The sequence below is a fragment of the Rubrivirga sp. genome (assembly GCF_049648075.1).
Taxonomy (GTDB): Bacteria; Bacteroidota; Rhodothermia; order Rhodothermales; family Rubricoccaceae; genus Rubrivirga.
This window is the reverse complement of record NZ_JBARYR010000119.1, coordinates 1-9912: the sequence shown is the minus strand read 5'-3', so window position 1 is coordinate 9912 and position 9912 is coordinate 1. Positions and strand designations below refer to the sequence as shown.

Annotated in this window: 10 protein-coding genes; 5 read left to right on the top strand and 5 right to left on the bottom strand. The window is 66.4% G+C overall.

Annotation, left to right across the window (positions count from 1 at the left end):
* Positions 1-246: 246 nt before the first annotated feature.
* A complete protein-coding gene (locus WBA11_RS03370) occupies positions 247-1563 on the bottom strand; it encodes an acyl-CoA dehydrogenase family protein (RefSeq protein ID WP_424519311.1) in 1317 nt (438 codons plus the stop codon).
* A gap of 78 nt (positions 1564-1641) precedes the next feature.
* Between WBA11_RS03370 and WBA11_RS03365 the strand changes: the two genes are divergently transcribed.
* Positions 1642-2154 carry a hypothetical protein gene (locus WBA11_RS03365; RefSeq protein WP_424519310.1) on the top strand — a complete coding sequence of 171 codons (513 nt, stop codon included), beginning with the start codon at positions 1642-1644 and terminating at the stop codon, positions 2152-2154.
* Between the two features lie 37 nt (positions 2155-2191).
* On the opposite strand, the gene WBA11_RS03360 is transcribed toward WBA11_RS03365, so the two are convergent.
* The 3 genes from WBA11_RS03360 to WBA11_RS03350 all read right to left on the bottom strand — a co-directional run bounded on the left by WBA11_RS03360 (position 2192) and on the right by WBA11_RS03350 (position 4743).
* Positions 2192-2806, bottom strand: a complete 615-nt coding sequence (locus tag WBA11_RS03360) for a hypothetical protein (RefSeq protein WP_424519309.1) — start codon at positions 2804-2806, stop codon at positions 2192-2194.
* A 209-nt stretch (positions 2807-3015) separates the two neighbouring features.
* Positions 3016-4188: a DNA double-strand break repair nuclease NurA gene (locus WBA11_RS03355; protein WP_424519308.1), complete on the bottom strand. Its 1173-nt coding sequence runs from the start codon at positions 4186-4188 to the stop codon at positions 3016-3018.
* A gap of 48 nt (positions 4189-4236) precedes the next feature.
* Positions 4237-4743 carry a hypothetical protein gene (locus WBA11_RS03350; RefSeq protein ID WP_424519313.1) on the bottom strand — a complete coding sequence of 169 codons (507 nt, stop codon included), beginning with the start codon at positions 4741-4743 and terminating at the stop codon, positions 4237-4239.
* Between WBA11_RS03350 and hemW the strand changes: the two genes are divergently transcribed.
* Positions 4656-6155 (top strand): radical SAM family heme chaperone HemW, encoded by a 1500-nt coding sequence (hemW, locus tag WBA11_RS03345; RefSeq protein WP_424519307.1) that lies wholly within the window; start codon positions 4656-4658, stop codon positions 6153-6155. The two genes, WBA11_RS03350 and hemW, sit on opposite strands and share 88 nt — an antisense overlap.
* A gap of 24 nt (positions 6156-6179) precedes the next feature.
* Positions 6180-6668, top strand: coding sequence for a DUF192 domain-containing protein (locus WBA11_RS03340; protein WP_424519306.1), 489 nt, complete (start codon positions 6180-6182; stop codon positions 6666-6668).
* A 200-nt stretch (positions 6669-6868) separates the two neighbouring features.
* Here WBA11_RS03340 and WBA11_RS03335 read toward each other — a convergent pair whose 3' ends face one another.
* Complete coding sequence (locus WBA11_RS03335) at positions 6869-7216, bottom strand: HesB/IscA family protein (protein ID WP_424519305.1); 348 nt, start codon at positions 7214-7216, stop codon at positions 6869-6871.
* Positions 7217-7448: 232 nt separating this feature from the next.
* Between WBA11_RS03335 and sufB the strand changes: the two genes are divergently transcribed.
* Positions 7449-8912 (top strand): Fe-S cluster assembly protein SufB, encoded by a 1464-nt coding sequence (gene sufB, locus WBA11_RS03330; RefSeq protein WP_424519304.1) that lies wholly within the window; start codon positions 7449-7451, stop codon positions 8910-8912.
* A gap of 104 nt (positions 8913-9016) precedes the next feature.
* Positions 9017-9772 carry a Fe-S cluster assembly ATPase SufC gene (gene sufC / locus WBA11_RS03325; RefSeq protein WP_424519312.1) on the top strand — a complete coding sequence of 252 codons (756 nt, stop codon included), beginning with the start codon at positions 9017-9019 and terminating at the stop codon, positions 9770-9772.
* Positions 9773-9912: the final 140 nt, after the last annotated feature.

Genomic DNA, 9912 nt, shown 5'->3' with positions numbered 1-9912 from the left:
GGGCGTCACCGGCCTCGAGGACGCCCGAGTAGGTCTGGGCGTGAGCGGTGACGGAGGCGACCGCGAAGGCGGCCAGTGCGAGGGTGCGGAGCATACGGATGTGAGTCGAGGAGCACACGATACGTGGAAGAGCGACACGGCGGTATCCGCCCTGCCGCTCAGGCCGATTCGTGGCCGCTGTGGCAGGACTCCGCTAGCCTACCCCGCGACCGCTTGCGCGGTACGGACCCTGGGTCTACTTCTCGGTCACGAGAACGCCGCAACGCCGGTCGCCTCGAGGCCGAGCACCAACGTGTGGACCTCGTCGGTCCCTTCGTAGGTCACGACGGACTCGAGGTTGGCCATGTGGCGCATGACCGGGTAGATGCCCAAGACCCCGTTGCCTCCGAGAAGCTGCCGGCTCTGCCGGGCGACGGCGAGCGCCATCCGCACGTTGTCGCGCTTGGCGAGCGAGACGTGGGCGGGCCGCATCGTCCCCTCGTCCTTCATCCGCCCGAGACGCCACCCGACGAGCTGCGCCTTTGTAATGTCGGCCAGCATGTTCGAGATGTGGTTCTGGACGAGTTGGAAGCCGGCGATGGGCTTGCCGAACTGCTCCCTCGAGGTCGTGTGCTGGATCGCGGCGTCGTAGCACGACATGGCCGCGCCGATCACGCCCCACGCGATGCCGTAGCGCGCCTGGCTCAGGCACGACAGCGGTCCGCGCAAGCCCTTGACGTTGGGCAGCATCGCGCTCGCCGGAACGCGCACGTCCTCGAGGACGACCTCGGACGTGACCGCGGCGCGGAGCGACCACTTGTCCATAATTCGGGGCGTCGAAACGCCGGGCCGGTCGGTCTCGACCAGGAAGCCGCGCACGTCGCCCTCGTCGTCCTTGGCCCAGACGACGGCGACGTCGGCGATGGAGGCGTTCGTGCTCCAGCGCTTGTGGCCGGTGATGACGTACTCTCCCCCGTCGCGGACGGCACGTGTGGTCATCGCGCCGGGGTTCGAGCCGACGTTGGGCTCAGTCAAGGCAAAGCAGCCGATGGCCTCGGCCTTGGCGAGCTTGGGGAGCCAGCGCCGCTTCTGCTCTTCGGAGCCGTAGGCGTGGATCGGGTACATGACCAGCGATCCCATGACGGAGCAGAACGACCGCAGCCCGCTGTCGGCGCGCTCGACCTCCTGCATCATCAGCCCGTAGGTGATGCTCGAAGCGCCGCGGCCGCCGTACTCCGTCGGGATGGTCGGACCGATGACGCCCAGGTCGGCGAGACCTCTCGCGGCCTCGATGGGGAACGTGAGCGCTTGGGCGTGCTGCTCGATGGTCGGAAGCACGGACTCGCTGACGTAGGCCCGGACGCGGTCGCGGGCGTCCTTTTCCTCGTCCGTGAGCAGGTCGTCGATGCGGTAGAAGTCCAGGCCTTGGAACGCGGCGGGGTCATAGGACCCGTTCGTGACGCCGTCCGGCGAGTAGCCGAGACCGCGGAACGCGTCGGGGTCGCCGGATTGACCGGCGTCCTGGACGTCGTGAGCGGGAGCGCCGTCTCCGGCGTGGGGGGCGAGATCGGGAGCCAAAGACATGGGTCGGGACGCTACTTTTCGAGGACGAGACGCGGCTTTCTATCGCCCCCATAAACTACGACGCAGCCCCACTGTTCTATGCGCTTCCTCCCGCTCTGCCTAACGCTCGGGCTGCTTCTTCCCGTCGCCTCCGCCCAGCGAGGTGCCTCGATCCCGCCGCGGATCGGCGTGGGCTTCGAGGCGACGACGGCGCTGTTCGCCCAAGACGTCATCCCGACCTACCCGTCGCTCGGCCTCCGAGGGCGCGTGGCGCTACCGGTCAACGCGGACGTGTCGCTCGCGGCGAGTGTGGGCGTGGGAGCGCACTTGTTCGAGGGGCGCCGGGAGACGGAGTACGTCGTCAACCCACAGGTCGAGGTGATCGTGACGCTGCCTGAGAACCGCCGCGGGGCGATCCGCTACGCCTTCGGAGGGTTCGGCGGGTTCCTGCCGCTCGACGACGGTGGCGGCGGCCCCTCGCTCCACGGGGGCTACGGGTGGGCCATCCCGCTTCGGGAGACGTCAGCCTTTGCCGAGATCAACCCCTCGATCGTGATCGGTGAGAGCGACGTCACACCGGTGATCGCGCTGCGCGGCGGCGTCATCTTCTAAACAACCTCGAGGACGAGCGCCCCGGCCTCGAGGACGATCAGACGGCGCGGCGCAGGATCGACTGAAGACGCTCGTGGTCGTCGTCGAGGAGCCGGGCGAGGGCGCGGCCGGCAGCGACCAAGACGGTGTCGCCATCGGCCCCACCGCCATGCGAGTCCCGAAGGGACCGGAGTACCGCTGCGAGCAAGTCGTCGGCGGGAACGGCGGGGTCGGGGGACCGGGCCAGGGTTCGCAACACGTCGAACGGCTCGCCGAGTCGGGACACGGCCTCGAGGTCACACAGCCGCACGCGGTCGTGCAAGGCGGCCGGACGGGGCGGGACGGTCTGCCGAATGTGAGGGGCGCCGTCGCGACGTGTCCGCCCGTCCCAAAAGGCGAGGACCTGGGCTCGGATCGTGGTGCGCACCAACTCCAGGATCTGGGGCATCTCGCGGCGGATCCGGTCGCGGTCGTAGTCCGGCCCGAGCGCCACGGCCTGCCGCCCCGGCTCGACGCTCCCCGTCTCGGCATGGCTCACCAAGGCAAAGTGCACGCTCCCGTCCTCGACTTCGACCTCGACCCACGACCCGAACTCCGGGACCTCGAGGTCGGGGTAGACCTCGGCCACGATCTCGCGGGTGCTGGAGGCGATGACTTCGGCGACGGGCGGCAAGGGGTTCGGGGTTCAGGGTTCTCGTACTGGACGCTCTCGATCAACCAAGACCTCGAGGTCGGCGCGTCGATGCGGGGACGAGCCCAGCGCTGGAACCGCGTCCCTGTGAACCCTGAACCGAGAACTCTGAACCAAGGTCCGCCCTCGAGGGCGACTGGAACCATTTCGCGACCTCGAGGGCGCGCGCCCAATCCCCAATCCCCAATCCCCTACACCCTCGGCGTCCGCTTCGAGGCCGACTTGCCGGAGTACGTCGGCGCCTCGGCGCCTGCGCCGCGGATCTGGCGGGCCAGGATCCGGTGGAACACGTCCTTTTCCTGCATCTTGACGACGGCTCGCTGGTGGGCTTCCTGCAAGATGATCGGGTAGCCGCCTCCCTTTTCGCACTGATCGAGGACGACGCTGTGGATCAGGTCGAGCCACGGCCCGTGCTCGTCGCCACCTTCGGCGACCCACTCCGGCATCTCGACGCGGCCGATCTCGCCGCACCCGTGCACGTAGAACGCCACGATCCGGTGATCGCCGTAGACCTTGAGCACCTCGCTCCGCGACAAGAAGACGGCCGAGCGGCGTCCGACCTCGAGGCGCTTTTCGAACAGGTGGCGGTCGTGCAATCCCCGGAGCGACTCGGGCGACGTGTCCCAGTCGTCTTCGTCGAGATGCAGTCTCAGAAGGTTCACGACCTCGGCGTTCGCCGGCTTCGAGACGTAGGAGCAGACTGGGATGCCGTGCTCACGGAAGCGATCGAGCTCGGCGACATACCGGGCCAGGAGCCGGTCTTCGAGTCGGCGGTTTTTCATTCCGCGCAGCATCCAGCGGATGAGCGTTCCGTCGGCCATCGCGATGATGGGGCGGCCGCTGCGTCGTTGCTCGAGGGCGGTCTCGAACAACCAGCTTAGCTCCAGCTCGTCGCGGAGGGCGGACACGACCTCGGCCGTAACGTCGAGCGGGGACGCCTTGGCGTCGTCGTCCTCGGTGAGCAGTTCGAGGTCTTGTTGGCGAAACCGGAGCGACGGCTCGGCCTGAATCACGGGCGGATCGAGTGTCCCGTAGTGGAACGCGATCCGCCCCACGTTGAGCACGTAGCACGACGGCTCGACGTGGCGGTCGGGGAAGATCTGGGAGCCGTCCGTCGCGACGACGGTCACCGTCGCCGGCCTCGGCTCGCAGCCGTGGCACTGGTCCGGCCTCGAGGTCGGGATGGCACGGAGGGGGCCTCTCGATTCGGCCTGCGCCCGGTCGCGCAGCGCTTGCCACGTCGGGGCACCGTCCTCGAGGGCGGAATGGGCGCGGTCGAGACGCCCTCGATGCGCGCGGTCCTCGTCGACGCGCGAGGCGGCGAACTCAGCGATCTGACCGGCAAGACGGGTAAAGTCGAGCATCGTTGGAATCTAGTCGAGACCGAGGTCGCTCCCGGCCTCGAGGACGTCTCAGACCTCGACGGTTACGAGCGAACAGGCGAGGTCCTGGCCGAGACCGCGCTTGAGGATCGGGAAGAGCTGACACGTCGCGACGGCGAGCGCGAGCTCGACCTGGACATCCTGTCCGAACCAGTCCCGCGTCGCCTCGACCGTCTCGCGAGCGTTTTCTCGCGACGCCACCGCGTGACCAAACCGCAGCGCCAGCTTCTGTCCGTCCTCGAGGCCGGCTCCATCGTCGAGCGCGGCCTTGATGACCACCCCCGAGACCCCGTCTGCTCGCGCCTGGTCCACGACGATCTGAACACAGGTGCCGCAGTCCTGCACCTTCGTCGCCGCCAGTCGCGCAAGGTGCCAAATGTCGGGCGGCGTCACCTTGCGGTGCCCGGCTAGCGGACCAAAGGCCGCCATCTTGATCACCATCGCAGTCGATGTCTCCCCCAGCGTGCGGACGTAGTCGAGCGGGACGCCGAGCTCGGCTTCTTGACGAGCGATGGCTCGTTCCAATAACGGGTTCATCGAGGTCGAGGAGGGTTCGGCGCCAAGATGCGACCTTCTCCGGCACCGCGCCGTCCTCGAGGACGGACCAACCTCGAGATCGAGCGCGACGGCACGCCCTCGAGGACGGCCCCCCGCCGGCCACCAGGCCCAACCGGAGCACCCGCCCTCGAGGACGCCCACCTCTTCTCCTCTTCTCTTCCGCACCTCTTCTCGCATTCCGTCCGGCCTCGAGTGCGCGGCGCCATATTCCCCCTCCCCAGCCCACCCCTCCACTGGCCGGCCTCTACATCCACGTCCCGTTCTGCTCGCAGCGCTGCGTCTATTGCGACTTCTACGTCACGACCACCAACCGTGCCGAGGACCCGTTCGTGCGCGCCCTCGAGGTCGAGGCCGAGATCATGGGTGCGGAGTTCGGAAAACGGGAGCCGCTTAAAACGCTGTACCTGGGAGGCGGGACGCCCTCCCTCCTCTCCCCCTCGGCCCTCGCCCGCGTCTTCCGGGCGGTGCACGACCGGTTCGACGCGAGCGCCCTCGAGGAGGTCACCATCGAGGCCAACCCGGAGGACCTGGCGGGAGCAAGCGGCCAGACGTGGCTCCGAGCCGTACGAGACCTCGGCGCGACCCGCCTGTCGCTGGGCGTCCAGTCGTTCTTCGACCAAGATCTGACGTTCATGAACCGGGCGCACGACAGCGCCCAAGCCGTCGCCGGCCTCGAGGCCGCGGTCGCGGAGATCGGCGACGTCTCGGTCGACCTGATCTTCGGAATCCCCGACCAGCCGTTCGAGCACTGGGGCGCCAACCTCGAGCGAGCCCTGAGACTTGGAGCGACCCATCTCTCGACCTACAGCTTGACCGTCGAGGACAAGACGCCGCTCCGCAAAATGGTCGACGTGGGCCAGGTTGTCCCGGAGGGCGACGAGACCATGCGAGAGCGGTTCGTGTTCACGCACGACTACCTCGAGGACCGGGGGTTCGAGCACTACGAGGTGTCGTCGTACTCGAAACCTGGTCTTCGGAGCCGACACAACGAAGGCTACTGGACGCACCAGACGTCCATCGGGCTCGGGCCGAGCGCCCACTCGTTCTGGCGCGAGACCCGCAGCCGAGGCTGGCGCTGGGCCGACGTCGCCAACCTCCCGCGATGGCGCGACCTGCTGTTCGCCGGTGAACGACCGCTCGATTGGCGGGAGCAGATCGGCCCCGACGAACTGGCCGACGAAGCCGTCATATTGGGCTTGCGCCGCCTGGTCGACGGCTTGGATCTCGACGTCCTCGAGGCCGACTATGGCGTCGATCTGTTGCGCGACAAGCGGGCCGAGCTCGCGGCCTTCGAGGGCGCGGGTCTCGTTGAGGTCACGCCCTCGAGGGTCCGCCTCACCATCGAGGGCGCCGCCGTCGCCGATGCCGTCGCGTTGCGGCTGGTCGGCTAGCTTTTGTTCACGCCCTCTATGCCCATGCGCTACGCTCTCTTCTGCCTCATCATCATCGCCAGTGGCTGCTCCGATCCTGAGCCGACCTCGAGGACGGACACCGCCGAGGCGAGCATTCCGTTCGACATCGAGGGTGAGCTCTCGTTCGTTAGAGGGTCGGACACGTTGCGAACGATCGCCATCGAGATCGCGGACACGGACTCGACGCGAGCGCGCGGCTTGATGCAGCGGACCGAGATCCCACCGGACACCGGGATGCTCTTCGTCTTCGACCAGCCCGAGACGCCACGGGCCGCGTTCTACATGATGAACACACCTCGGTCCCTCGACATCCAGTTCTACGGCCCAGATTCGACGCTCATCAATATCGGTGAGAACACGACGCCCTTCTCTCTTGAGAACGTGGAGTCGGAGGGTCCGGCTCAGTTCGTCGTCGAAGTGCCCGCCGGCGTGTCACGCTCTATCGGTCTCGTTCCGGGAGATCGGATCACGTGGTCCGTGACTGACGACTAGCGTGAACCCAATGTGTCAGGACGGGGATCTCCTGACATAGTGGTGAAGCGTGCGATAAGTGCGCCTCGGAGTAGACCTGTTCCAACAAAGAGTCGTTCATTGGACCAGGTGATTGACGTGCCGTCCCACGTCCACCGACCGAGCCCGCTGGCCCCGTAAGGCCAGCGGGCTTTCTTTTTCGATCCTCGAGGACGGCTCGGCTACAGGCTGAACGACTCCCCGCACGCGCACGTCCGGGTCGCCTGCGGGTTGTCGAAGTGGAAGCCTTTCCCCTCGAGGCCGTCGGTAAAGTCCAACGTCGTGCCCTCGACGGTGACGAGCGAGCGCGGGTCGAGGACGACGCGGAGCCCGTCGATCACGACGCTCTCGTCGGCCGGGTTCACGACGGTGTCCCAGCCCAGGTCGTAGGTCAGACCGGAGCAGCCGCCGGGGACGACGGCGACCCGGAGGAACGCGGCCTCAAGGTCGACGCCCTCTCCGACGGCGACGGAGGCCAACCGTTGACGGGCGCGCTCGGTGATATCGAACGGGGCAGTAGTCTCAGTCATGGTCATTAGGGGAGTCTTCACCGCGAAACGCGGTCGTGCGGGCAGGGATCTCCGAACTTCTCAAATCACGGCGGTGTCCGCAATCTGACGAGGTTCATGCGCTGTTTCGCACCCCCGTCCTCGAGGCCGCCCACACGACGGTGCCGGACCGCGTCGCCGTTGCGCGTTCGCCTCGTTTTGGCGGAACAGCCCCCCGTTCGCCCGGTTCGCCTCGACATCCGATACTGATCAAATGCCTACCTACACAGAGCACGATTTCTTCGAGGACGTTGCCGAGCAGGGCTACAAATACGGCTTCGTCACCGACGTCACGTCTGACAAGGCCCCGAAGGGTCTGAGCGAAGACACGGTCCAGTTCATCTCGGCCAAAAAGGAGGAGCCCGAGTGGCTCTTGGAGTACCGCCTGAAGGCGCTCCGACACTTCTTCAAGCTTCTCGACGAGGGCCGAGAGCCGGATTGGGCGCACCTCAACATCGACCCGATCGACTATCAGGACGCGTACTACTACGCTGCGCCCGGCTCGAAGGCCAAGTACGACAGCCTGGACGACGTCCCGGAAGAGATCCTGGCCGACTTCGAAAAGCTCGGCATCCCGCTCCGCGAACAGGCCGCCCTCGCTGGCGTCGCCGTCGACGCGGTCATGGACTCGGTCTCGGTCGCGACCACGTTCAAGGCCGAGCTCGCCAAGGAGGGGGTCATCTTCTGCTCCTTTAGCGAGGCCGTCCAGGAGCACCCCGAGTTGGTCCGTGCCAACATGGGCAAGGTGGTCCCGTACACCGACAACCTGTTCGCCGCCCTCAACGCGGCCGTGTTCTCCGACGGCAGCTTCTGCTACATCCCCAAGGGCGTCCACTGCCCGATGGAGCTCTCGACGTACTTCCGCATCAACGAGGCCAACACCGGCCAGTTCGAGCGGACGCTGATCATCTGCGAGGAAGGCGGCTACGTGAGCTACATGGAGGGCTGCACGGCTCCCATGCGCGAGGAGTACCAGCTCCACGCGGCGACCGTCGAGATCATCGCGCACGACAACGCGGAGGTCAAGTACTCGACCGTCCAAAACTGGTACCCCGGCTCGGCCGAGGGCAAGGGCGGCGTCTACAACTTCGTGACCAAGCGCGCGATGTGCGCCGGCCGCAACTCGAAGGTGACCTGGACCCAGCTCGAGACGGGCAGCGCGATCACCTGGAAGTACCCCTCCTGCATCCTGAAGGGCGACGGCTCCGTCGGCGAGTTCTACTCGGTGGCCTTTACCAAGGACTACCAGCAGGCCGACACGGGCACCAAGATGATCCACCTGGGCAAGAACACCAAGTCGACCATCATCTCGAAGGGGATCTCGGCGGGCCAGTCCAACAACTCCTACCGAGGGTTGGTCAAGGTGAATCCCAAGGCCGAGAACGCCCGCAACTTCTCGCAGTGCGACTCGCTCCTGATCGGTGATCAGTGTGGTGCTCACACGTTCCCGTACATCGAGATCAACAACGACACGGCCCACGTCGAGCACGAGGCGACGACCTCGAAGGTCGGCGAGGACCAGATGTTCTACTGCCAGGCGCGTGGGATCTCGGAGCAGGACGCGCTCAACCTGATCGTCAACGGCTACGCCAAGGACATCCTGGCCAAGCTCCCGATGGAGTTCGCCGTCGAGGCCCAGAAGCTGCTCTCCGTCCAACTCGAAGGATCGGTTGGGTAATGGGGACTGGGGGTCAGGGATTGGGGTCACCAGACCGACCTCGATGCTAGGCCCCACACCTCCCCAGACCCCATCCCCCAACCTCTACAACCTGATTTATGTCTTTGCTTTCCATCAACAACCTCCACGCCTCCGTCGAGGACCACGAGATCCTGAAGGGTCTCAGCCTCGAGGTCGGCGCCGGCGAGGTGCACGCGATCATGGGGCCGAACGGCTCCGGCAAGTCGACGCTCGCCTCCGTTCTCGCAGGGCGCGACGACTACGAGATCTCTCAAGGGACCGTCACCTTCAAGGACGAGGATCTTTTGGAGATGGACCCCGAGGAGCGGACGCGCGAGGGCTTGTTCCTGGCGTTCCAGTACCCCGTCGAGCTTCCCGGCGTCAGCACGCACCAGTTCCTGCGAACGGCCGTCAACGCCGTCCGTGAACACCGCAAGCAGGACGAGCTGTCCGTCGGCGACTTTCTCAAGCTGATGAAGGAGAAGGCGGCGTTCGTCAACCTCGATCCCAAGCTGACGAAGCGCTCGGTCAACGAGGGGTTCTCCGGCGGTGAGAAGAAGCGGGCCGAGATCTTCCAGATGGCCATGCTCGACCCTCAGCTCGCCATCTTGGACGAGACCGACTCGGGGCTCGACATCGACGCGCTCCGCATCGTGTCCGAGGGCGTGAACAAACTTCGCGCCGAGAACCGCTCGTTCGTGCTCATCACGCACTACCAGCGCTTGCTCAACTACATCACGCCGGACCACGTCCACGTCTTGGTCGACGGCCGGATCGTCCGCTCGGGCGGCCCCGAACTGGCCCACGAGCTCGAGGAGAAGGGCTACGACTGGCTCATCGAAGAGGCGGCCGCCGTTTAAGGGTTCAGGGTTTGGAGGTTCTGGGTTCTTCGCCCGGAACCCCACGCCCGTCATGCAAGGCATTCAGGGTCCGCCGACCTCGAGGTCGGACCGCTTGAAACGCCTCTGAGTACCCGAACCCTGACCCGAGAACCCTGAAC

Coding starts and splice junctions, on each gene's coding strand:
- WBA11_RS03370 (WP_424519311.1), bottom strand. CDS start 1,563: ATGTCTTTGGCTCCCGATCTCGCCCCCCACGCCGGAGACGGCGCTCCC.
- WBA11_RS03365 (WP_424519310.1), top strand. CDS start 1,642: ATGCGCTTCCTCCCGCTCTGCCTAACGCTCGGGCTGCTTCTTCCCGTC.
- WBA11_RS03355 (WP_424519308.1), bottom strand. CDS start 4,188: ATGCTCGACTTTACCCGTCTTGCCGGTCAGATCGCTGAGTTCGCCGCC.
- hemW (WP_424519307.1), top strand. CDS start 4,656: ATGTCTCCCCCAGCGTGCGGACGTAGTCGAGCGGGACGCCGAGCTCGG.
- WBA11_RS03350 (WP_424519313.1), bottom strand. CDS start 4,743: ATGAACCCGTTATTGGAACGAGCCATCGCTCGTCAAGAAGCCGAGCTC.
- WBA11_RS03340 (WP_424519306.1), top strand. CDS start 6,180: ATGCGCTACGCTCTCTTCTGCCTCATCATCATCGCCAGTGGCTGCTCC.
- WBA11_RS03335 (WP_424519305.1), bottom strand. CDS start 7,216: ATGACTGAGACTACTGCCCCGTTCGATATCACCGAGCGCGCCCGTCAA.
- sufB (WP_424519304.1), top strand. CDS start 7,449: ATGCCTACCTACACAGAGCACGATTTCTTCGAGGACGTTGCCGAGCAG.